This window comes from Tenacibaculum litopenaei (genome assembly GCF_964514025.1).
Taxonomy (GTDB): Bacteria; Bacteroidota; Bacteroidia; order Flavobacteriales; family Flavobacteriaceae; genus Polaribacter; species Polaribacter litopenaei.
In genome coordinates, this window is sequence record NZ_CAZEQT010000001.1 from 97,451 (window position 1) to 120,985 (window position 23,535).

Consider the following 23,535-nt stretch of genomic DNA (forward strand, 5'->3'; position numbering starts at 1 on the left):
TAACCACAAATTTACGCCGAACCACCTACTTGGGCAAACTTTAAGAATTGTTTTGTTGGATATTTAGAATCGGTTTAAATAAGTTTTTGAAACTAGGGCTACTAATTCGCTCTGAGTAGTTTATTGATGTTTCGTTTCAGTAAATAGAATATGTTTTTAAAAGGAATCCCTAAATTTCCACGAAGAGAACTAAACTTATGCTCGGGATCATCGATGCCAAATTTGAGTTTGTCATCGGCATTTGAAATGACAAGCGTGCCAAACAGCCAGTCCCAGATAGCTAGTTTTGATCCCATGTTTTTGTCGTAGTGTTCCGTGGCTTTACTGTGGTGAATTTGATGTTGTCTCGGACTGATAAAAATGCGTTCGAGTAAAGGAGGATATCGGAAAGGAACGTGTGAATGTCGTAAGTTGGCCCCCGTAAACATAAATAACAAGCCGAAAACAGGAATCCCAAAAAGTGCTAATTTGGGGAGTGTTTCTCCCGAAAAATATTCAAAAACCCCGGTTGTAAGGCCGAAAATAAGCAAACTTCGCGCATTGTTGGCAAATAACTCAATAGGGTGAATACGGTATTGCGTAAAGGGATTTAAACTCGTTGCCGAATGATGTACCTTGTGAAATTCCCAAAGCCAGGGAAGTTTGTGGAAAGCCAAATGCAACAGGTAATAGGTGAAATCGTTGAGCAACATCAAACATATGCTGTAGGTGATGATTAGTGTATGGGTAGCGTAGCTAGCTGTCGGATAGCCAAACTGTTGTAGCAAGTATTCACGAGTGTAAAATGACAAGTACAACCCCAAAATCAAATAAGGTCCGATAAATACAACTTTTAAAACACTGTTGAATGTGAGTATTTTATAGTCGACTTTCGCCGAAGAGGAAAGCCAAACTTTTCGATTGAAAATGTATCGCCAAAAGGATCCCTTGATCTTTTTTCGTTTAAACCAAAAGTAAGCTAGGGCACCTGCGGAAAGCAAGTACACTACATAAGTCCTGCGTTGTGGGTTGCTCAAGTATGAACCGAGCAACTGAACTACTGATTCGAGTTCGCGTAAAAACACATCAAAATTCATAATTAACGATTGGTTTTATCGGTGCTACCCTCATTGGGATGATGTGTTGGTTAGTACTGCAAAAATACGAAATTATAGGGCTTCAGAAAAACGTTCAATAATCGTTGTTAAGACTTCTGGTTTTTCCAGCGGAATCATATGACCACTCCCCTTTAATAACATATATCGAGCCTTCGGAATTTTCGGGTATAATTGTTTTACTGGCGCCGGATTTACCAGGGAGTCTTGAGCCGCTAAAACAAAGAGTATGGGTACGGTACTTTTTTTGAGCGCTTCACTAATATCGGTCCTGCTAGAAGTGGCTTTCAATTGTCTAATCAATATTTCTTTACCCAAATCCTTATCCATTTTTTTGATCAGTGCAATCAAAGGAGTATTCCCTATTTGAGAAGGGTGAATAAACTGTGCTATTCGTTGCTGAGAAATTCCTTTGTAAGGATGTTTTTCAAGGAATTCTAAAGTGCTTTTCCTCAGTGATAATTCCCGTTCACTCAATCCAAAGGGCGTTGCCGATACAACGATTAATTTGCGCACTTTTCCAGGGTGTTTTACGGCGAAGTACATCGCGGCAAAACCACCCATCGAAAACCCGACTATAATACTCGGCTCGGTTAATGTTGAATCGATAATGGCGTTTATTTCATCGAAGGAGGTCGCAGCAGTCGTATCGATATAAATCGGAGTATAGTTGTGAGCTACAGCGTGCATGGAACTCCACAAGGCAGCGGTACACATGGTACCTGGAATAAAATAAATTTTTTGCATTAGCGGTTGCGATAATTAGATGGGACGAGACATTTTTCATTGTACCAGGCTCCTTGAAGGGTTTCTTCAGGAATTACAGCATCGTTGCAGGTTAAAAACTGTTGATCTTTATTTTTTTTGATCACTTTGAGTTTTCCAGCTTTAATGGCGTTAATTATTTTGTAAATAAGTCCTTCTCTCGGGCACACACAGTTTTTAACGGTGAAACTGAGCCCAATTTCGTTGTTGTACAAATCCATTTCTGAACTGATAGCATCCGGCACACTTCCCTCCTCTTTTCGTCTCTTTAGAAAATCGTTGTAGTTTTCTTTTTCATGAGCTTTTCCTAATGATCGAGCTGCATTTTTACCTATTTCCTGTCTTAATCTCGCCATCCAATAGGCATGTCGGAAAGCATCAACTTGACCTCCTGAAGGATCTCGGTCTAGTAACGGTGAGTTTTTGATAGAGTCAGCTACCCTCCTAGCTTCTAGTGATATTTGTCGCGCTTTTTTTGCTTTAAAAACATGCCAAATAACCCAATTTTTCTTGGGCCCTGATAACTTTGTAAAAGCTTTCCAATTAGACTGGCCAAAGCCGTAACTGCTCAGCAGTAGAAAGGCAAATAACGCCGTATAACGTTTCATAGTACTTCCTAGTGATTGCGGCTAATTTGTTCTTGTAATTCTACGAGTTGACTTTCTAGGTCGTGCAGTCTATCGTAAACATCCACAGGTTCTGGCATTTGCTTTGAAGCAAACATGGTTACATACCACACCTCCATAATTTCTTCTGCATTAATGGTATAGGTTGGGTAATTTCCTGTTTTGTTATCGCTTTTTAAAATTAACTTACCGCGTTCCTGAATTCTGTTGATGACGCGTTTAAGTACAATACCATCATTCTTACTAACGATGACGTACACCCTACCGTCTTTGATATCTTCTAAATGTTCAACGTATTTACCGAAAACGAGATCACCGTCAAAGAAAGTACGGACCATGGAGTTCCCTTGTACTTCAAAACAACGAAATGTTCCGTTGTTTAAATGCGGCATATGAAAGGAAGGAAGTTGTCCTATATAATTAGAATCGCCATAGCCATTTAAATATCCTGCTCTTGCTTGGATTGGTACGTATATAATGTTTTCATGTCCTTGCGGATTTACCGAAACCACTTGAGGCATCCCTGAATAGCTCGTCGGGCTCGTTACTTCGCTTTTAAGCATCTGATCGCTTTTTCCAAACAAGTAGTCTGGATTGATATTAAACTCATTGATGATGGCTGTTAATACGTCGTAGCCTGGTTTGGTTTTCTTCCTGCTTCCATCGCGCTGCGGCCTACCGTTGATAATACTGTCGATGGTGGTACCAGTAACGCCAATGCGCTTAGAAAGCGAAAAATTATTTAACTGAAATGCATCGCGTATAGCGGCTATTTTTTCTGATATCCCCATGTTCATTGTTTTTCTTTTTTTAGCACATTTTACAAAAAATAATCACACTTTTGTTTGGGTGTGTTTGTAAAATGTGGTATATTTGCCCCGTAATTAATTGCTAAGATACAAAAAAACTTTATAAATCAAACATTTGTGTTGTTTTAGTGATTGCGTTTTGGAGGTTTTGACTTGATTTTCTTCACTTTCTTAAAATCTCATTTAAAAAAATCAAACATTTTTTGGAATACTATTCCAGAGTGGACTGTTAGAAAAGCCAAAAACAGGATGCTCTAAGGGAGTATTATTAATTAAAAAAAAAATTAACATGAGTAAAAAACCAATTACATCAAACCTTTTTAGATTTGTTACACTGCGTAGTCCACAAACTATTGATCAGAAAAATCTTGAAGTAGGATTTATTTCCTTTCCTCAGGAGCGAAAGAAAAATAACAAAGCACTCCTAGCAGTGGATGGAGTCACCACGGAAGCAGCGCGAAAAACAGCTTTGAGTGGCGCTTACAATACTGGATTTGTGAGTTTGAATTCCAGAGCAGCCTTAAAGAAAGCTTTCGAGAGTATTTTCGATTTTTCAATGTGGTTAGGAAGAAATAAGCAGTATTTTTCGTATGAATCGGTAGCTGCTAACCTACCAAAGGACCTAAAAATTGATGCTGCCTTCTTAGCTATGGAAGACGCTTTGTGGAATCAATTGTTCAACAACGTGATCGAAAAAGGAGATGCTGGCATCAGGGATGTTTTAATTCAGCTGATGATCGGGTATCGATTTGCCAAGGAGTTTAAGACGTTTACTCCTTCCTACGTGCCAAAATCGGGAAGTATTGTTTTTTCAAAAGAAGAAAAGGAGCAGTTTATTCGACGCGCTAACGCGAGTGTGATTATCCCGAAAGCAGTGATATTAGAAGGGAGAAATGCTGCTGGAAATCCGGATATTCGATTGACGAAAGACGTGGAACGATATTTGGAATCAAGCTTAAAACTACACCAATCGCGTACTAAAATAAGTCAGTTAAAATCGAGTTTAGACGAATTAGAAAGAGCTGACAGAACCTTTAGAAAATCGGAAGAAAAGAGATACGATGTCGCAGTTAAAGCACACGAGCAGGAGATTGAACGCTTAAAAAATGAAGCGACTCCCATTGTTCAAAATGTCGTAGATTCCAAAACGGGATTTCAAAAAAGTGTTAAAACCTATCCAGAATTAAAGTTACCGAAGTTTAGCTTTCAAAATGGTGTTCAGATTCCGAGAAATCAGCCTGTTTCGGCGAAAGCGGAAGCTGCTTTGTCAAATGCTGCTGAAGTAACGGCTTTTTCTGAGGTAACTAATTTATTATTGAACTCTGAAGAGTTTAAAATGTACGACACGTTTACCGAAGTTACCAAAGCTGTCGAGAAAAAGGTGGCCAAAGAATACCAGAATTTAATTGAAAATACACCGCAAAAAACAAAGGCGCTCAAAATTAATGGAGAATCTTTAGTCTTTAACATAGACAAACAAGTTCCGGTGTATTCGTATTGGGGAGGTTTAGCGAGTAACGGAAGTTTGGTATTTCCATTTTTTCAAACCAAATCGAGTGTAGAGTTGGTGTTGCGTATTCCGCAAGAAGGAGTGACAGTTACCAGTGCTACATACGAATTATTGCAAGCCGACGGTGGAGCGTTGTACGCAGGAACCGCTGTAGAAAGTAAGGCGTCAAGTTTTAATAAAAAAGACCTCGTTGTAGCGTTGTTCCCTGAGAAGAAAATGATTGCTGAAGGCACCTATCAATTAAAAGGAGAATTGACCTTGAGTAATGGGGTTGTGTTGACCTTCCACGAAAAGAAGATGGCCGTACTTTTCGATGATGGGATGTTGGATGCCAACTTTAGAGGACTGTGTAAAATAAAGCAGAACGCTGAGGATACTTCGGATGCTGAGGAAGGTGTGTTTTACGGAGTAACACAATTGGGAATTGCCGATTTCAGACGCGTAGAGCAGGAAGTATGTTGCTATGTTCCGGGAGAAGTTTCGCATATCGAAAATATTATGGCGAAGGAATACAAGGAGCGCTCTACCAGAAATTTGACCAGTTCAGAGGTAACCACGGAAAAAACATCAGAGCAAGAAGTTGAAAACTTGACGGATACCAGTACCACGGAACGCAATGAGCTGCAAAGTGAAGTATCGTCAGTTGTAAGTAAAGATTCATCGACGAGTTATGGTGCTAATGCCAGCGTAAGTGGTGGTTTTGGAGGTGTTAAGTTTAGTGCAGGAGCAAGTTTTAATTCGGCTTCAAATAGTTCACAGTCAAATTCGAATTCGCAAGCGCAAAATTACGCACAAGAAGTAACGGAGCGCGCTTTAGAACGCGTTGTGCAAAAGGTGTCATCACGAAGAACATCGCGTATGTTGCGTGAATTTGAAGAAAATAATAAACACGGTTTTGACAACACCAAAGGCGATAAACACGTAACGGGTGTTTACAGATGGGTTGATAAAATTTACAACAACAAAATTATTAACTACGGAAAGCGCTTGATGTACGAGTTTTCTATCCCGGAGCCGGCGAAGTATTTCATCGATTCGTATTGGGGGAAGGATACTACGGAAGAAGGGTTTTCAGGAGTTGCTCCTGTTAAGCCAATCCATCCGGCTGAGCTAAATATTCCGATTATTAAAGACGAATACGGAAATATTTCCCACAATGGAATCAAAAATGCAGGAGATTTAAGCATACAAAACTACCAAAAAGTAGCAGCGGCTTACGGTGCAGAGGTGGAGGCCTATCCAGAGAATATTAGTGTTAGTAAAGGCTTGACGTTTACAACTCCTGAAAGTCACGGAGAAGAGTACGATGAGGTAGCTGCAGGAAGTTATGAGTTGGTAATTCCGGAAGGGTATAAAGCCCGTTGGTACGAAGTTCAGACTACGATGTCAAATGAAAAAGATGACGGAAAAGGTGTTCAAGTATTGCTTGGAGGAAATCGTTGTACTATTGGAAGTCAAGCTAGTTTCTTAGGAGAATTGACAGGAAAAGTCGCTATTTCATATTCTGTAATGGGACGTCATTCAGGAAGTGTGAATGTAAGAGTATGGTGTATTCCTACCGTTGCTGCCGGTCAAAATTGGCAAAACAAAAATTACCAACGCATTATGGAGGCGTACCGCGATCGCGTGTTAGAGTACAATGAGTACGCACAGATCAAAGATGCTACAAAAGCCGCTAAGGAAGAGAAAAAGGAATTGAACGCTGCTTTGAATCGAGGTATTGAAAAACGCGAGCTAAAACGAATCGCTGTTGATTTATTAACAGAGCCATTCGGATTGAATACTAGCGAGTCTCATTACATAAATGAAGATTATACGGAGGTGGTTAAAAATGCAGGCTTCGAAAAACACAGTGCGCTGGTTAAATTCTTTGAACAAGCATTTGATTGGGAAATCATGGCCTATACGTTTTATCCGTACTTCTACAAAAACAAAGGAGCTTGGGAAAAATCGTTCAATTATCTCGGAGGGAATGACCCCGTATTTAAGGCCTTTTTACAAAGTGCCATGGCGAGAGCTGTAGTGCCTGTTAAGCCAGGATTTGAAGAAGCAGTTAACTGGTATATGAAAACCGGAGAAATCTGGAATGGTCAAGGAATGGTAACGGACATTGATGACGATTTGTACGTTTCTGTTGTTGACGAAATGCAAACGGTCGAGGGAGAAATCGAAGGAACTTGGGAAACACGTGTTCCTACTTCATTAACCGTTTTACAGGCAGACGCTGTAGCCTTGAATGAAGGCGGCTTACCTTGTAATCCAGATTGTGAAAGCGGTGGTTTGTTTGATTCCGTAAAAACGTCACCTGATGGTGTTGACTTTGATATCGTTGGAAAAACGAATACTGTAGCCTAAACGGCAGTAAATTGAAAGTGAGTCTCATAAGGCTTTGCTAAACATTTCACTATTGTGCTAACCTCGTGCTTTCTGTGACAAAATTTCGTTGTCACAGGCACATTTTTCATCTATTTAATAAAGTTTTTAATGCGAGCATCTATGCGCTTGCACTGGGGGATTGCTGTAGGTATGTGAAATAGTTTGCAAAGGTCTTGTGGGGCTTTTTTGTGAAATTTTGAAGAAGAATTAGTATGATGAAAAGTCAATTTGAATTAAAAGAAAAATTTGAGTTCACACCTCCTTTTCAATTTTTAGCGCCCGAAGTTGCTGATTTAGATGTATACAAAGATCCTATTAAGCTCACAACCAAACGCGTGCAGTCGGGGATTATTTGGGTAGCATCAAAACGAGATTTTGAAAAGAAGTTTGGTCTGTTAAAACACGCTCCCAATAAGTTTCGAGTATTTGCGCAGTTATACAGCCCTGAAATGAAAGTCAAAGGGTCATTTAAAAAGCTGGAAAACGCAGGCCTTGGACATCGAGATATTAAAAAGATTCACGGAGTGAGTTTAGGAGTCAATTTGGTGAAGGCCATTGAGCAGGATCCGAAAAACATGGAAGTAATCCTAAAAGATTATTTGAGTTGGATAGGAACGAGCAGAGCTAAAGATGAAACGGCCTATTTACACCTGAAAGGTTTGATAGGTGATTTTGTAACTGAGTTTCCATCAGAGGTCTTTGAAGCGCCAAAAGTATACGAAGAGTTTGTAAGGCTCCTACAGCAGTGTTTGATTCTGGGGGTAGAAGGTGTAAGTGATATTGCAAAGTTTCTGGCTGATGAAGTTTTTTTGGCGTTGGCTAAGGAAATTAGGAAGTTAAAATTAGCAGAAAAAAGATGGAATCCGGATAGCAAAGACAAAAAAAACAAACCCGATTACAGTCCATTATTTAGCGATTTTTCAAGTTTTGAAGAGCGTTTAGAAGCTTTTTTTGATGGGCTGGAGTTAGGAGAAGTTGGGATGCCTCAACATCCTGAGGCAGCGGCCATTTATCGAGGGTTTGCAGGACAGGTGAATCAATTGCTCAGATGGTTTAAGAAAATCTTGTTGACTCCCTTAAAAAGTTTGAATGAATACATCCGTGAAAACAATGCTTTTATAGTTGGGTTAATCAATGGGGTAATTGATGCTGTTGCTTCTGTTGTAGAAGGAATCGGTTCCATGATAGGCTTATTCAATAAGGAAACGATGTTTGAGTTAGTCAACGCTCTTGAAGAATTTGCTGAAAATTTTGAATGGTCTTTACTGGTTAACATGTTTCAAAAGGAGCTTCAAAAGTTTTTTGCCTTTGTTGACGAAGAAAACAAGTACAAGCAAATTTATTTGTTTGGTGAGTTTTTTCCGAAACTCATTGAGATGATTGTCAGCTTGCTAACCGGAGCTCGAGCGGCACAAAAAGGACTGAAAACAATTGCAGAAATCGTTAAAGACCTACCTAAGAAAGCAAATGAGTTAAAAAAGGCGGTAAAAGAAATCAAGAACAAGCTATTGTTGAATATCAATCCTGAGCTGGCTGAAAAACTAAAGCTTCTCGGAATAGAGGTACGCTTTAATTTTCAGTTTGATAGTTTTAATTCTTTTATCTCGATACCGGCAATTGTAACGATACTCTTAAAATCTAAAGTGAAAAAAGTGTATTATAAAGGAGATTTGTTATTCTCTTCCAAAGGATATGATTTTACCCCTGAATATGATAAGTATTTGTATCGATTGACGCGGGATAAAGACTTTTTTGAGAACGAAATAAAGAGAATTGCTCGAAGAAAACGTAGTTTGTTTAGGAGAAAAAATGCAAAATTTCTTAAAATTGATAATTGGTTTAAGGAGAATAGAGAACGTTTTATGCTCGACGGTAAACTCGATGATCTTTTTATTAAGGATGAGTGGAATAAGCGTTCTAAGATTGTGAAGGAAGAAATTCCAAAAGAAAGGTTAGACGAACTCTTGGTATATTACGAGGAATTGAAAAACGTGAATATAGCAACGGCAAAATTGGAAATAAAGTTCGAAGGAAAGGTGTATACGTATGATTATATTGAACACGCAGGAAATGGAGCGAAGATTCCTGGTTCTTTAGGAGCTCCTCATAGGGAAACGCATAGGCCGCATTTTTACGATTCAGAATTAAATGTACCAAGGCTCAATGATTCGGAAAGGAAAATATTGGAGTTGGTAAATGAAGATATAGTAAAGCTTGCTGATAAATTAGGTATCGCATTGGAAGATTTGAAAAGGCTGAAAATCGACTTAAAAATTGACTCTACTTATGATCCGTGTATTGTTTGTAGAAAAGAATTATTGCTGTTTCAAGAGCTCTACGATGCCGACTTAGCGATTTTTAGACCTTTTTACGTGAATAAAAAAGGAAAACGAGAAGTCGTAATTGATAAGACAGGCCTAGAAAGGGCTACAGGAAAGTTAACTAAGAAAAAATAATGAGGTATGTTGGAAAAAATTAAACAATGGAAAGAAACCTATGAAGATGGGAGTGGTGTTTCGATAAACGAGATTCAAATGATGGAAGAGCGAGCAGGAGTAGAATTTCCGGAGAGCTATAAATCTTTTTTACTGCACGTTGGGGAGGAAGCACCCTTTGTTAGAGTGTCTCACAATTTTGATTATTTAGAATCTTTTCAGGAGGATGCGAAGTCCTGGTTGACGGAATTCGGTTTTGATGGATTGGTACCCAAGCCTTTTTGGGTTTTTGCAGTTGATTACGATTCGAGGTCACTGTTTTATTTTCCGTTAAACAAAGGAGGAAATCCACCTGTATATCGTTTGGCATGTGAAGCACATCAAGAAGAACCTGATGAATTTAGTTTTGGAAAACTTGCCGAAAATTTTGAAGATTGGATAAGTTCGAAAATAGCGCGTTATACTATTTAAGAATAACCGCTCATCAAAACAAGACAGGTTAAGTCTGGTAATATTGTAAAGAATACAATTTTTAAAAACCGCAGTTTTAACTGCGGTTTTTTTTTGTTATTCTGTGTAAAAAGCTCTTAATAGTTCAGGGCTTTTGGTTTGAACGGTATCCTTTTGTGTGGTGTTGTTTTGCTGATAATAATAGGTTTTTCCTTTAAAGATACCCACATAGCGTTGCTGCTCTTCAGAGGGGAGTATCTTGTCGAGACATTCATTAATGCGGCTGTAAAAGGAGTCGCGTTGTTGACCTGTATAACTTTCTAAATTAAAAGCCCCAACTAACACGAGTATTTTGTTGTCTTGCACCTTGGTATAATAGGCGATGTCTCCCTTTTTAGCAGTAGCTAAGTTGCTCTCTAGGCATTCAAAAATTCGGTGTTCCAGTGCCTGTTCGGTTGCTTCAGGAAAGTAATTTGCCTTTCTTCTATCTTTCTCTAGCGTTTGCAGCCACAGGGGGAGTACTGACTCAGAACGAGTGTTTTCTGGGGGAGCTGTCCCCTCGGTATGGTAGTACGAATCAGAAGAAGCTGGGCTGTCGGGTTGTCCTTTAATGAGATTGTAAAATATGGCAAATACAGCAGTAATTACAAAAAAGGCAATGATTGCGCTGATGCCAAGACAGCCAAAGTATTCCCAAAATTTGTGTTTTACCGGTTGCTGCTCGTAGGACTGTGTAAGCGCTTTTTGAAGGTAAGGAGGTAGCTCTTTTTCGTGATACGCTTTTTTGCAATGCTGGCAAACGACTACAGTCTCTTTGCTGATTGGGAGGATAGGAATCCAAAAGATGTGGAAATAGGTGCTTTCTGTGATAGCTCCATACGTGTTTTCTTGTTGACAGTGATCACAAGGAGTTTCAGAGGTAAGCATTCTAGCGTCCAGCCGTGTCTTGCCGGTTCCAAATAGTAGTAACATAGCGTTTTTAATTTTTTTTTCGTGCTTGTAAATTTAGGAATTTAAGTTTCAATTGGTTGATAATTTTTTTCCGCAACATGTTGAATTAATCTGTAAAATGTTTTGGGTTTATTTGTAAAATGTTGTATATTTGCTTAGCTTTTTTAACAGTTCAAGTAATTATTAATCTAGTATTGTTCGCCAGAAACTAAAAAAAGTTGGGTTAAACCTCATTCAGGTCAAGAAAAAACGAAAAAGAATCACAAACTTAATAGTTTGATCTGCGAACGCTAAAAATTCAAACATTTGTATGAGTAATGTGTTAACAGTAGCGTTGTCGCAATATGGAGTAAAAGAAGTAAAAGGGGCTAAAGACCACCCTCAAATTATCAATTACTTTACCTCAATGGGCTTCGAGGCTACAAAATTTAAAGAAGAAACAGCTTGGTGCAGTGCTTTTGCCAACTGGGTAGCACAGCAAGCTGGCTATGAAAGATCCAATCAACTTACGGCAAGAAGTTGGTTATCGGTAGGAACGTCTACCATGCAACCAGAATTAGGAGATGTGGTGGTATTGTGGCGTGAATCACCGAATAGCTGGAAAGGACATGTCGGATTCTTAGTGAAGGAGTCTAAGCGATATGTGTATTTATTAGGTGGAAACCAGGGGAATAGTGTGAGTATTAAGGCCTATCCTAAAAACAGAATTTTAGATTACAGAAAATTAGCGAAACATGGATAAGTTAACTCCCAGTGTTTTTTGGTTGTTAGCCTTGCTTTCGCCGTTAAACGGGGTGTTGACTACTGTAATGTTTCTTATTGTAGTTGATTTTATTACCGGTGCCTATGCGTCAATCAAGCTTTTAATGCCGATTAAAAGCGCCAAAATTGCCCATACAATTTCCAAGTTTTTTATTTATAATTTGGTGATTATCTCCGCGTATTTCTTGGAAATTCACATCGTTGATGAGGTGCCATTTTTAAAAATTATTGCTGGGTTTATTGCGATTACTGAGATAAAATCAATCCTAGAAAATTACAATAAAATTTACGGAGTAAATCCGTTTAAAGTACTGCATAACTTATTGAATCAGTCTGGTTTTAAATCGACACTGGAACAGTTGAATAAGGAGCAACCAAAAAAAGAAGAACAAGAAAAAGTTTAGTCGCTAACGTAGTTTTTAGCGCCTCTTTTTTATCATTGAAACAGATAAAAAAGATGAAAAGAACAAAAGAAGTTTTAAAAGAATTTTTCGAAACAGGTGATAAGCCAACACAAGGACAGTATGCCGATTTAATCGATAGCTATGTCGATGCACAACAGCCTGCAGGAGCCTCGAACAGAAGATTTGTTATTGACGAGCAGGGAGCCGTAAAAGTTGCACCCGAGCAAAAGGTGCCCGCCTACCAAGGTGGAACCAACGTAACCATTGATACGTCAGATCCTCAAAGACCGGTAATTAACGCCACAGGTGGAGGTTCCGGAGGGAATTTTGTAACCCTAGATACTGATCAGACCATTACCGGAACTAAAACAATTCAGTCGAGTTTGTATACTGGTTATATTCAAAGTAATAACGGTATCTCCGCTGCAAAAGGAATCGTTGCTGGAGGACGTATCCGTGCGGGTGCAAATGCACTTGATTTTACAGAACCGAACAATGCGGGTTCCGCTACTATTAAAGCGACCATTACGGGAAGTACGCAGCACCTATTACAAGGGAAGTCTGGTACCATTGCACACCTAGACGATATCCCAGCTGGCGGAGCAACAAATTTATCGTATGTAGCGAGTGCTGGGCCAGGAACAGTGGCGTCAAGCAGTGGGACCAATACCCAAATTCCTCTGGCGAATAAGACCCACTCAGGGTTGATGATGCCCAACTTTTACGAAGAAGGTACCTGGACTCCAAAAATTGCAAAAGGAGTAACCTTAGGAAGTATAGGTACGAGTGCTGATGCGAATTACGTCCGTATGGGTAATACCGTCCATTTTTGGATCAATCTAACGGAGTTGACGACGCCAAATGCCGGAGGTATGATCAATATAACATTACCGGAAGGGCTTCCTGTTGCAGGTTTTACTTTAAATAATGGCTATGCAACCATAAGTGGATTAAGTTATGGGGCTTCGGGGTCTATAAGTCCTGAAGGTGCTACAGTGTACGGAATATTCTCAACGAGCGATAAAGTGTTTCTAAGCGGAGTTAATAACCTTCAGTTCAAAACTCCGGGAACGCAATTAATCTTGGGAGGTACCTACAGAACCAACGTGTTTGGAGCGTCAGCACAAAGCTAATAAGTAGAAAAATTAAATAAACATCAAGTAAAAACAAAAAAAGAATATGAAACAAAGCAAAGAAACCTTAAAAAAGTACTTTGAAACAGGTGACAAACCAACACAAGGGCAATATGCCGATTTAATCGATAGCTATATCGATGCAAAACAACCAGTAGGAACTGCGGATAGACAGTTTTCTATTGATGAACAAGGGGCCGTGAGCGTTATTGAAAAACCATCGTTGCCAGTGTATACGTTGTCGGATATAGTGAATAATAAACTATCCCTTTTAAAAGACGGTGTGGTGGTAAAGGAAATTAACTTGTCTCCGTATCTCGACGATACTAATCTGGCCCGACTGACGGAGGGAGAAGTAGATAGAAATGGAATTGCGACGTTTACCAGAACCGATGGATCAGAGTTTACGGTCGATTTTAGTTCTTTAGTAGGCGGCGGCGGAGCTGGAGGTACAGCGACGAACTTATCGTATGAAACTGCAGCTGATCAAGGAAAAGTAGTTTCAAGTTCAGGAACAGCTGCTGTCATTCCTGTAGCAACAACGTCAAAGGCAGGTCTTATGAAGGCCAATTACTACGCGGAGGGGAATTTTACCCCTGTGTTCAGAGGGCATTCAGGAGTAAATGAGTTTACTTACAATACAACTTCAGCGGAAGGAAAGTACTTGAGAATCGGGAATTTGGTATATGTAACCATCAAGCTTACAGGAATTACAACTCCATCGAATACTATTCAAGCAGGGTCTGGAGCTATGTCAATTTCGTTACCCTTCAGATCCGCAGACTTGACTCTGGGAGGTAGTTTGAATATCAGTGCTTTTAAGTCAGGGAATTCTGGAATCACCTTGCCTACTGAGACACTTAACGCTTATGTAGGAGCTGGGCAATACACCGATCGTATTAAGTTCAATTACGGTATTTTAAACGCAGGTGGAACCACTACGTTACCAAAAGTTGAGTTTACCAATGGAGCTGTTTTTGTCTCAGGGTGTTATATGACCAATGTTTACCAATAACTAAAATACACAAGGAGTTGCTAGGGCATTGCGCTAGCAACTTCGATTAAAAATAAATCGAAAAATGAAAAAAAATAAAGAAACGATAAAGACGTACTTTGAGACGGGAGATAAGCCTACACAAGAACAGTACATGGATTTGATTGATAGCTATATCGATGCGAAACAACCCGAAGGTAAGCCCAACAGACAGTTTGCCATTGATGAAAAGGGAGAGGTCGCTCTGGTAGAACAACAGCCAATTCCTGTGTACAGTTTATCGGAGGTTACCAATAATAAACTATCGTTGTTGAAAGACGGTGTGGTAGTAAAGGAAATTACTTTGCCAGCAGCGAGTGGAGCCAACGGAAATTTACATGAGGTGTCGTCAGTAGGAAACGAAACTAGTAACGATTTAATCATGAGGAGGGTGGCTTTTAAACCCACGCCGTCGGCTGGTGGTATTAATGGAGTTACCGCTTGTGCAGGATATACGGAAAGTGCTGCCTCGAAGGGCTTTTTTTTCAATCCTAAAGGAACGTCTCAACCGTATATTATCACTTCGAATTTTACGAATATTCATACCTTAAAGTTAGAGAATAGGGTCGGTAAAGGATCGACAGGAACTTTTGCTTTTGTTGAAGACTTAACAGAGCAGCTGAGCACGAAGCATATTGAAGTGCAGGCGAACGGAGGTGGAATCGTTTTGAAAAGTCCTGATGGGAATACGACCAAGAAAATTACCATTGATAATGCAGGGAACCTAGTTCTTGTGTAATTGTTAAAGTTTAGTCACTATCACCGTTCTTGAGGTGTTTTTAGGGACTCTTTTTATCATAAATAGAAGAAATCACATAAAAAACTATGATAAGAAGATGAAAAAAACAAAAGAAGAATTAAAACAGTACTTCGAGTCTGGCGACAAGCCAACCCAAGCGCAATACGCAGATTTAATTGATAGTTATATCGATGCACAACAGTCTGAGGGAAGTGCTGAAAGAAGCTTTGTAATTGACGAAAAAGGAGCTGTCTCGATTGCTGAGGCTAAAAAAATACCTGTGTACGATGTAGCAGGAGTTACGGGAAATAAAATTAGCTTTTTGAAAGATGGCGAAGTACTCAAGGAGATCGACCTTGCCCAGTATGCTAAAGATAGCAGTGCTTTAGGAGACCTTCCTGAAAGAAACTACCACAGTTCGTATTTGCCAAAATTCCGCGATGTCGTGATCGATCCTAAAACGAACTTGTTGCATAAAGACATGCATTCAGACTGGGTAGCAGTGCCTTTAAATGAGGGGTATACAGCAACTTCGTTTTACGCAAAATTAGAAGGTAGATTTTTACTGTTGCATGCAGTTAACTTGTCAGGTGGTGCTGAAAACCTTGAAATTACTGCTCAATTACCTTATAAAATTCAATACACCCAATACTTCCGTGGTGGTGGTACCGCAGGTATGCAAGATTACAAAGTCAGGGCAAACAGCACTGCGCTCCAGAGTATGGGAGCACTACAGGGGTTTAATGAGTTTTTCGCCGTTTTGATGGTACAGGTAAATTAATAAAAAAAGAAGTTGCTATGAAGCTAGAAAGAGGATTGTGGCTGTTCGTAATTGCGGTATTGCTTTTTTGGTTGAGGTCAGGAAAAGAAGGCACCACAGTGGAAGGTTCTCCCGTAATTACGGTGCAGCACGATACTATTTGGAGAACAAAAATAGATACGTTTTTGTTAGAAAGAACCAAGTTTAAAAAAGTCTATGTTTACCGTGAACAGCCTGCGGTAGTGGTTAGTGATAGCACATTGATTAAAGATACGACAGCTGTCATGACTGCTCGTGCATATCGTGATACACTGCAGACGCCTTCGTTGGAGATTTATTCTTATCAGTTGATTCGAGGGGTTTTGTTGGATGGAAAATTGACCTATAAAAACAAGACTGCTGAGGTGAACGTTAAAAAGACGATTCGATATCCAAAACAGTACTACAGTGGTTGGTATATCTTTTCGGAGTTAGGAGGGAATGCGGCCAAATTTTCAAATGTAAGTTTAGGAGTGCAATACCAGCACCGAGGAGCTTGGTTTGCGAGTTATCGTATGAATTTGAATACTTGGAGTCAGCCTACTCATAACATAGGAGTGGGATATCGGTTGTTTAGGTAGCGATAGATAGTACTATAAGAGAAAGAGAAATTTATCAGGACCACTAAGTTAAACTTAGTGGTCTTTTTTATGCGTAGTTAAAGGCATTGGATGTTGTTTGACGTCACTGTTTTTAGGAGATTACTACTGATTTCTGCCAAAGGTTTTTTTAGTGGTTTTTTGTCAGTATCTTGTATTTATACGACCAATTCATTAAAACTATCGCAAACTATGGCAGTGCAAGATTTAGTAACCTATAATTTTAAGAATGTTTTCGCTTTACATCAGGTGCAGTTTGAAAAAGCCTGTATAGCAAATAAGAACGAGCGCGTTGATTCGTACAAGATTTACTGGATTAAGGAAGGAAAGGGTACCTATACAATTGACTTCGAGAGTTATAGTTTTACGGGGAATGTGCTTTTTTTTCTATCTCCTGGGCAAGTGTTTACCGTAGATTCAGAAAAAGTGAAAGAAGCTTACCAGTTGAGTTTTACGAGAGATTTTTATTGTATCCAAGCGCATGATGCTGAGGTTGCCTGTAATGGGGTGCTGTTTAATAATGTATATCAAACCCCTTTTGTATCTCCTTCTGATGTGGAAACAAAAAGACTCGAAATGATTTTGTCGGGTTTAATTGAGGAGTTCCGACTAGAAGAAACCGCACAATACGACATGCTACAGTCTTTTTTAAAGCAGTTTATAGTGTATTCGGTACGAATAAAAAAAGAAAGAGATGTTGTTAAGGAAGATGCAGAAACCAAGTTGTTTAAAGATTTTAGTTTGTTAGTTGAGCAAAATTATAAATCCCTGCACAGCGTTACTGATTACGCCAATAGGTTGGGCTTGTCGCCGAAGTCATTGACAAAACACTTCCAAAAGTTAGGTGTACAAACTCCGAGTGATTATATAAAAAATCGCATTATTACGGAAGCTAAGAGAAAGTTGAGGTATTCTAATGATGCCATCAAATACATAGCCTTTGATTTAGGCTTTAATGATCCGGCTTACTTTTCCCGGTTTTTTGCTAAGGCCACAGGAATTTCGCCAAAGCAATTTCAAAAGAAATAGAATTTTTACTTTTTAGATGTGTATATGCCGGCTGTACGTGATTAGCGATCGTACAGCCGGTTTTTTTATGCGTTTTTTTCTGTTTTTGCTCTTAAAATCATCCCTTTTGTATAGCTGTCCAAGTGTTAGGAACCTTTGTCCATTTTTTGAGCTTGGTATCTGTCGCATCTTTGTATCAGAAATAAAACACAAGGCTATATGAGAACAGAGGAACACCAATGCCCAAACTGTTGGGGCTATCAGGAATACGATGAGCAATATCCGGAAAGAGAATTGTGTCAGTGTAATAAGTAATTAAAAGAACTATTTAATAAAAGCATTATGAGTACAAGAATTAAAACATTAGACCCAGCGACTACTACTGGGAAATCAAAAGAGTTATTTGATGCCGTTCAGGCTAAATTAGGGTTTATTCCGAACCTTATCAAGGTATTTGGAAACTCTCCTGCGACCTTACAGAGCTATTTGAGTTTAGGAGAATTGACAGCGAGTGGAAATTTCACCAATAAATTCAGAGAGCAATTAGCACTGGCCATCGCAGAAGAGAATAGTTGTGATTACTGTTTGTCAGCACACACTGCTATTGGGAAAATGAACGGTTTAGAGGAGTCAGAAATTGAGCAAAACCGTGTTGCCAATGCCTCAGATGCTAAAGTTGCAGCAGGGCTTCAATTTGCACAGCTCGTAACAAAGAACCGAGGGAAAGTTAGTATTGAGGAAGTACAAGCGGCTAAGGCTGCGGGGTATACCGATGAGGATATTCTTGAAATCGTGTTAAATGTGGTTTCAAATACCTTAACAAACTATGTAAATCACATCGCAGAAACGGAAATTGATTTTCCAAAAGTAACAGCTGGTAAATTTTCAGCAAGCGTATAATCTATAATCTAATCAAAAAACACCTATATCACCATGAAAAAATTAATCGCAATTATCGCTTTAGTACTTGGATTCGGAATTCAAGCAAATGCACAATCAGTAAAAACAGTAGCCTTAGAACAAACTAAGGGAGAGTTTACTCAAAAATCCTTAACCCTAGCACCAGGAACCTATGTTTTCGAAATCGCTAACAACGAAGTAGGGCACGATGTAGGATTTGTGCTAGCTCCGAAAGGAAAAACCGATCAAAAGCACCATATTAAAAACGCATATGTAACGTCTTTAGTTAAAACTAACAAAAAGTCACGTTCTAAAAAAGTACAGTTGGAAAAGGGAGAGTACGTATATTTTTGTCCGTTGAACCCGACGCCACAGTACACACTTACAGTTCAGTAATATACCTATATTGATTTCTGAAGACCTCGCCATTTGGCGGGGTTTTCTTTTACCTACAGTTGTACTGTTGGTGGTGGTTTTTGTGACTGTAAATCAGTCGTTTGTGGATTTTTGTAGGCGTAAAGGATTTAAAATGACAAACTTTGAGTAGTGAAGGGACTTAGAGAGTCTGTTTTGTTATCGTAGCGCAATTACCCAGCGCTACGAGGAGTCTTTCGGAGGACCTTCGAGTATTAACTAACTAAACTATTTATTATGTCAACAGTAAATTCTCAAATTACTGACGCAGCTACGCAAGAATTAGCAGCTGCCAACAAACTAATGCACGATGTAAGTACGACCGAAGGGAATACTGCTAAATTAGAAGCGGATACCAAGAGCTTGTACAATGATCTGGAAACGATAGACAACGATCTCGCCGTTTCAAAAAAAATCAATACGGCCTTGAGCGATATCGATTCGGCACTCGGTGAAGCTATTGATTTGTTAGAAGTGGTTTCTGTTATCCCAGAAATTGGGGCCGAAGCTGCTGAATTAAAAGATACCTTATCGGCGTTCAAAAAACCTATTGATGAGGCGTTATCGGCTTCAAATGACGTAGAGAAAGTGGTGTCTCCTGTGCGCAATGCTATTGAAAAGATAGCGCCTAAGGTGCAACAAGTAGACAAAGCACTTTTGAATTTGATGAATCGAGAAAACTCGTTAATTGCTGCGCTTGGAAATGCTATTCAGTGTATCGATAGTCTTCCTAGTTCTTCGGTAAAAACTTCCTTAGGGAATGGTTTGGATGCGGCAGCAGAAAAAGTAGATCCTATTGTTTTGGATTTTGATGCCGTTCAAATTCAATTGTTAAACGGGATTAACAGCGCGGAGGCTGAGGCCCAAAAATTGGTAGGGATGGTTTCTGGTTTGGTGAGTTTACAAAACCAAATCAACGCAATTATGAATGTGTTGAATCCGTTAATTTCTGAGCTGAATGAGGTGAAAAAAGTACTGAGTGATACTATTAGAGTGCCTTACGGAGGTTATCCAAAAGTGTGTTATAAGCACGTGTTGGGAGTAAAAGTTCCGTATCCATGTGGATGGCACACCGTGTACTTTTCATTTTCGGTGGACGATATTTTAAAAGGTGTTGATGTGATCAAGCCGGTGATGGATTTGCTAAACAAAGCCATGGAAAAAGTGTTAGATCCTGTACTTAAAGCATTGCATTTAAACATTAATCTGCCTTCTATTCCTGGTTTAGGGGTACTAAACGACTTGACATCTGCATTGAATTCTTTTGAAAATAGTATCGAAGCTCCGATAAATGCCTTGGCAGCCGATTTGTCAAAAATTGAAAGTGTGTACGCTCAGCTCGAGACTTATGAGCAAGAATTGGATAAGATTTACCAATCTTGTAGCGTTGAATTAAAATCTTAAGTATAAAAGAAACGACAGGTAAAACTACCTGTCGTTTTGTATTATTTGCCTAAAACGCCTCTTTTATTAAAAGGGGTTAACATGCGGAGATTTCCTTCTTTAATGGTGTTTTTTTCAAAAGTAAACGTTTTTTCAAACAAGGTGTTCCCTTCAAAAAAACTGACTTGAAAGCGATTGTCTAAAGCGAATAATTCAGGCTGAATTAACTCAATTTTAGCTACTGAATTTGCAGGAAGAGCATCGATTTTTTTTCTAAAAACAGAAGTGGTTTTGGTTTCGGAGAATCCTTGTGATACGATAACAACCATTTCGATAGCAACGGATTTTTTATTCAGTAAATACACGTTCCAATCATCGCAATTATGGGTTTCATTGTGCTCTAAAACCACAGCCATTTCGATATCGGTTACTTCTGGGATTTGGATGTCTTTTTTCATACTACTTCAATTACTGTATTAGGGTCTTTTCGTAAAATCAAAACGGAAAGCAGTGCTTCCCGTCGTGAATTTTTGTAGTTGTTAAGTGGTTCTTAACTCGTGAGTGGTATATAAACTATTTTTATAAAACAGACTTGAATTGCTCTAAGAAACGTTTGTCGTTTTCGTAAAACATTCGAATATCTGGTATTTGGTATAAAAGCATGGCAATTCGTTCGATTCCCATTCCAAAGGCATATCCTGAATATTTGGTAGGATCGATATTACAGTTTTTTAATACGTTTGGATCTACCATACCGCATCCCATAATCTCAAGCCATCCTGTTCCTTTGGTAATTTTGTAATCTGTTTCGGTTTCAAGTCCCCAGTAAATATCTACTTCAGCACTAGGCTCCGTAAAAGGGAAATACGAAGGACGTAATCGAATTTTCGACTTTCCAAACATTTCTTTGGTAAAGTACAACAACGTTTGTTTCAGGTCCGCAAAAGAAACATCGGTGTCGATGTAAAGTCCTTCTACTTGGTGAAAAATACAGTGTGCTCTTGCCGAAATATCTTCGTTTCTAAAAACGCGTCCCGGTGATATGGTACGAATAGGAGGTTCATTGTTTTCCATGTAACGTACCTGTACCGATGAGGTGTGGGTTCTCAATAAGGTATCCGGATTTTTTTCGATAAAGAAAGTATCCTGCATGTCGCGTGCTGGATGGTATTCCGGTAAGTTTAAGGCCGTAAAGTTATGCCAATCATCTTCTATTTCTGGACCTTCTGATACGGTAAATCCGATGCGGTTAAACACTTCGATAATTTGATTCTTAACGAGTGAAATAGGGTGTCTTGAACCGAGTTCTATAGGTTCTGCAGGACGGGTAAGGTCTCCGTAAACACCTTTTTCTTCGATAGCGCTTTCCAGTGCATCGTTTAATTCAGCAACTTTTCCTTCCGCTGATTTCTTTAGGTTGTTGAGGGCTTGACCAAAATCTTTGCGTAACTCAGCGTCTACGTTTTTAAACTCAGCAAATAGGTCTTTTAAAAGTCCTTTACTACCCAAATATTTGATTCTGAAAGCTTCAACTTCTTCCTTAGAGGTGGCTTTAAATGCCTGTACATCTCCAATAAGTTCTTTAACCTTGTCTAACATTGTTTTTGTTGCAAAAAAAATTAAGTCGCAAATTTACGTTTTTTTGGTTAAAAAAGCAGGAGTTTTTAGGGAATAACGAAATCGTTGTAGGAATAAGAAAAATAAACGATAAAATCAAATTTAACAAATTGTAAATTAATTATATTTGCCGAGTAAAATTGTTAATATTTAATAACAACAACTAAAAGATTTATGGAATCTAAAATAAATGCTTTTATGGATTACGTTCAAGAACGTAATGCATACGAACCAGAGTTTTTGCAAGCAGTGAAGGAGGTCGCAGAAACAGTTATTCCGTTCATTGAAAATAACCCTAAGTATCAAGATAAAAAATTACTTGAGCGTATGGTAGAGCCTGAGCGTGTTATTATGTTCAGAGTGCCATGGGTAGATGATAATGGCGAAACTCAGGTGAATAGAGGGTATAGAGTGGAGTTCAATTCTGCTATTGGTCCTTACAAAGGAGGGTTGCGTTTCCACCCATCTGTAAACTTATCAATCTTAAAGTTCTTAGGATTTGAGCAGGTGTTTAAAAATTCCTTGACTACTTTACCTATGGGAGGTGGAAAAGGTGGTTCTGACTTTAACCCAAAAGGAAAGTCAGATCGCGAAGTAATGGCTTTCTGTCAGTCATTCATGAGTGAATTAGCACGTCATATTGGTCCTGATACGGATGTTCCTGCGGGAGATATCGGTGTTGGTGGTCGTGAAATAGGATTTATGTTTGGTCAGTACAAGCGTTTACGTAACGAATTTACTGGTGTATTAACTGGTAAAGGAGCTTCTTGGGGAGGATCTTTAATTCGTCCAGAAGCAACAGGTTACGGTGATGTATATTTTGCTGAGAACATGTTGAAAACGAAAGGTGAGTCTTTTGAAGGAAAAACAGTTGTAGTTTCAGGATCTGGAAACGTAGCACAATACGCGACAGAAAAAGCAACACAATTAGGAGGTAAAGTAGTTACTTTATCTGATTCTTCTGGATTTATCTATGACGAGGAAGGAATTGATGCTGAAAAATTAGCGTTTGTAATGGAGTTGAAAAACGTTCGTCGTGGAAGAATTCACGAATACGTTGAAAAGTACCCGTCGGCTAAGTTCTTCAAAGGTGAAAGACCTTGGGGTGTGAAGTGTGATGTGGCTTTGCCATGTGCAACGCAAAATGAGTTAAACGGTGAGGAAGCAAAAGCTTTAGTAGCAAACGGATGTATCTGTGTTGCTGAAGGTGCTAACATGCCGTCAACTCCTGAGGCTATTGAAGTATTCCACGAAGCAAAAATCTTATTTGCTCCAGGAAAAGCTTCGAATGCTGGTGGAGTAGCAACATCTGGTTTGGAAATGTCTCAAAACTCGTTGCGTCTTTCTTGGACAAGAGAGGAAGTAGATAGCAAGTTACACGGTATCATGAATAATATTCACGAAGCTTGTGTTACTTACGGAACTGATGAAAATGGTTACGTGGATTACGTTAAAGGAGCAAATATTGCTGGATTCGTAAAGGTAGCCGATGCAATGTTAGATCAAGGAGTTGTATAAACTTCTAGCGATAAAATTTTTAAAAACCCACTGCTTAGCAGTGGGTTTTTTTTTACTGTTATACCCCAAAATTTAGGGCTGTTTTAACAGAATAAAAGAATAAACTGATCCGGTTTTTACATTTCATAAGAATATGTATCTTTACTCATTAAAAGTAGATTTTGACTATTTGAGGTTAAAAAATTGAAAATCAATAAGATAATAAGTGTT

General features: G+C 39.0%; 22 protein-coding genes. 15 read left to right on the forward strand and 7 right to left on the reverse strand.

Annotated features, from left to right (window positions below; translation table 11 throughout):
• Positions 1-101 precede the first annotated feature (101 nt).
• The 4 genes from ACKTS5_RS00355 to ACKTS5_RS00370 all read right to left on the reverse strand — a co-directional run bounded on the left by ACKTS5_RS00355 (position 102) and on the right by ACKTS5_RS00370 (position 3,276).
• Complete coding sequence (locus ACKTS5_RS00355) at positions 102-1,076, reverse strand: sterol desaturase family protein (RefSeq protein ID WP_408041834.1); 975 nt, start codon at positions 1,074-1,076, stop codon at positions 102-104.
• Positions 1,077-1,148: 72 nt separating this feature from the next.
• The gene (locus ACKTS5_RS00360) at positions 1,149-1,841 is read right to left on the reverse strand and encodes an alpha/beta fold hydrolase (RefSeq protein WP_408041835.1); all 693 of its coding nucleotides are present in this window, start codon (positions 1,839-1,841) and stop codon (positions 1,149-1,151) included.
• Positions 1,841-2,467, reverse strand: a complete 627-nt coding sequence (locus ACKTS5_RS00365; RefSeq protein ID WP_408041836.1) for a DUF6973 domain-containing protein — start codon at positions 2,465-2,467, stop codon at positions 1,841-1,843. The genes ACKTS5_RS00360 and ACKTS5_RS00365 overlap by 1 nt, the downstream gene beginning before the upstream one ends.
• A gap of 8 nt (positions 2,468-2,475) precedes the next feature.
• Positions 2,476-3,276 carry an XRE family transcriptional regulator gene (locus ACKTS5_RS00370; protein ID WP_408041837.1) on the reverse strand — a complete coding sequence of 267 codons (801 nt, stop codon included), beginning with the start codon at positions 3,274-3,276 and terminating at the stop codon, positions 2,476-2,478.
• Positions 3,277-3,583: 307 nt separating this feature from the next.
• On the opposite strand from ACKTS5_RS00370, the gene ACKTS5_RS00375 reads away from it, so the two are divergent.
• The 3 genes from ACKTS5_RS00375 (at position 3,584) to ACKTS5_RS00385 (ending at position 10,086) form a co-directional block, all read left to right on the forward strand.
• Positions 3,584-7,159, forward strand: coding sequence for a hypothetical protein (locus ACKTS5_RS00375; protein WP_408041838.1), 3,576 nt, complete (start codon positions 3,584-3,586; stop codon positions 7,157-7,159).
• A gap of 233 nt (positions 7,160-7,392) precedes the next feature.
• On the forward strand, positions 7,393-9,636 hold the full coding sequence (locus ACKTS5_RS00380; protein WP_408041839.1) for a hypothetical protein: 2,244 nt from the start codon (positions 7,393-7,395) through the stop codon (positions 9,634-9,636).
• A gap of 6 nt (positions 9,637-9,642) precedes the next feature.
• On the forward strand, positions 9,643-10,086 hold the full coding sequence (locus ACKTS5_RS00385) for an SMI1/KNR4 family protein (RefSeq protein ID WP_408041840.1): 444 nt from the start codon (positions 9,643-9,645) through the stop codon (positions 10,084-10,086).
• A gap of 96 nt (positions 10,087-10,182) precedes the next feature.
• Here ACKTS5_RS00385 and ACKTS5_RS00390 read toward each other — a convergent pair whose 3' ends face one another.
• A complete protein-coding gene (locus ACKTS5_RS00390) occupies positions 10,183-11,037 on the reverse strand; it encodes a zinc-ribbon domain-containing protein (protein WP_408041841.1) in 855 nt (284 codons plus the stop codon).
• A 289-nt stretch (positions 11,038-11,326) separates the two neighbouring features.
• On the opposite strand from ACKTS5_RS00390, the gene ACKTS5_RS00395 reads away from it, so the two are divergent.
• From ACKTS5_RS00395 to ACKTS5_RS00445, 11 genes are all read left to right on the forward strand, one after another.
• Complete coding sequence (locus ACKTS5_RS00395) at positions 11,327-11,758, forward strand: TIGR02594 family protein (RefSeq protein WP_408041842.1); 432 nt, start codon at positions 11,327-11,329, stop codon at positions 11,756-11,758.
• Positions 11,751-12,182 carry a phage holin family protein gene (locus ACKTS5_RS00400; protein ID WP_408041843.1) on the forward strand — a complete coding sequence of 144 codons (432 nt, stop codon included), beginning with the start codon at positions 11,751-11,753 and terminating at the stop codon, positions 12,180-12,182. The genes ACKTS5_RS00395 and ACKTS5_RS00400 overlap by 8 nt, the downstream gene beginning before the upstream one ends.
• Positions 12,183-12,235: 53 nt before the next feature.
• Positions 12,236-13,315 carry a hypothetical protein gene (locus ACKTS5_RS00405; RefSeq protein ID WP_408041844.1) on the forward strand — a complete coding sequence of 360 codons (1,080 nt, stop codon included), beginning with the start codon at positions 12,236-12,238 and terminating at the stop codon, positions 13,313-13,315.
• A gap of 46 nt (positions 13,316-13,361) precedes the next feature.
• Positions 13,362-14,330 (forward strand): hypothetical protein, encoded by a 969-nt coding sequence (locus tag ACKTS5_RS00410; RefSeq protein WP_408041845.1) that lies wholly within the window; start codon positions 13,362-13,364, stop codon positions 14,328-14,330.
• Between the two features lie 64 nt (positions 14,331-14,394).
• Complete coding sequence (locus ACKTS5_RS00415; protein ID WP_408041846.1) at positions 14,395-15,087, forward strand: hypothetical protein; 693 nt, start codon at positions 14,395-14,397, stop codon at positions 15,085-15,087.
• A 97-nt stretch (positions 15,088-15,184) separates the two neighbouring features.
• The gene (locus tag ACKTS5_RS00420) at positions 15,185-15,868 is read left to right on the forward strand and encodes a hypothetical protein (RefSeq protein WP_408041847.1); all 684 of its coding nucleotides are present in this window, start codon (positions 15,185-15,187) and stop codon (positions 15,866-15,868) included.
• A gap of 17 nt (positions 15,869-15,885) precedes the next feature.
• Complete coding sequence (locus tag ACKTS5_RS00425; protein ID WP_408041848.1) at positions 15,886-16,467, forward strand: hypothetical protein; 582 nt, start codon at positions 15,886-15,888, stop codon at positions 16,465-16,467.
• A gap of 210 nt (positions 16,468-16,677) precedes the next feature.
• Complete coding sequence (locus tag ACKTS5_RS00430; RefSeq protein WP_408041849.1) at positions 16,678-17,514, forward strand: helix-turn-helix domain-containing protein; 837 nt, start codon at positions 16,678-16,680, stop codon at positions 17,512-17,514.
• A 321-nt stretch (positions 17,515-17,835) separates the two neighbouring features.
• Positions 17,836-18,393, forward strand: a complete 558-nt coding sequence (locus tag ACKTS5_RS00435) for a carboxymuconolactone decarboxylase family protein (protein ID WP_408041850.1) — start codon at positions 17,836-17,838, stop codon at positions 18,391-18,393.
• Positions 18,394-18,426: 33 nt separating this feature from the next.
• Positions 18,427-18,789, forward strand: coding sequence for a plastocyanin/azurin family copper-binding protein (locus tag ACKTS5_RS00440; RefSeq protein ID WP_408041851.1), 363 nt, complete (start codon positions 18,427-18,429; stop codon positions 18,787-18,789).
• Between the two features lie 255 nt (positions 18,790-19,044).
• Positions 19,045-20,211 (forward strand): hypothetical protein, encoded by a 1,167-nt coding sequence (locus ACKTS5_RS00445; RefSeq protein ID WP_408041852.1) that lies wholly within the window; start codon positions 19,045-19,047, stop codon positions 20,209-20,211.
• Between the two features lie 41 nt (positions 20,212-20,252).
• Here the strand turns inward: ACKTS5_RS00445 and ACKTS5_RS00450 are convergent, their stop codons facing one another.
• Positions 20,253-20,648 carry a hypothetical protein gene (locus ACKTS5_RS00450; RefSeq protein ID WP_408041853.1) on the reverse strand — a complete coding sequence of 132 codons (396 nt, stop codon included), beginning with the start codon at positions 20,646-20,648 and terminating at the stop codon, positions 20,253-20,255.
• 121 nt (positions 20,649-20,769) lie between these two features.
• The gene (gene pheS / locus ACKTS5_RS00455) at positions 20,770-21,789 is read right to left on the reverse strand and encodes a phenylalanine--tRNA ligase subunit alpha (RefSeq protein WP_408041854.1); all 1,020 of its coding nucleotides are present in this window, start codon (positions 21,787-21,789) and stop codon (positions 20,770-20,772) included.
• Between the two features lie 192 nt (positions 21,790-21,981).
• On the opposite strand from pheS, the gene gdhA reads away from it, so the two are divergent.
• Positions 21,982-23,325 (forward strand): NADP-specific glutamate dehydrogenase, encoded by a 1,344-nt coding sequence (gene gdhA / locus ACKTS5_RS00460; protein WP_408041855.1) that lies wholly within the window; start codon positions 21,982-21,984, stop codon positions 23,323-23,325.
• The last annotated feature ends 210 nt before the right edge of the window (positions 23,326-23,535 follow it).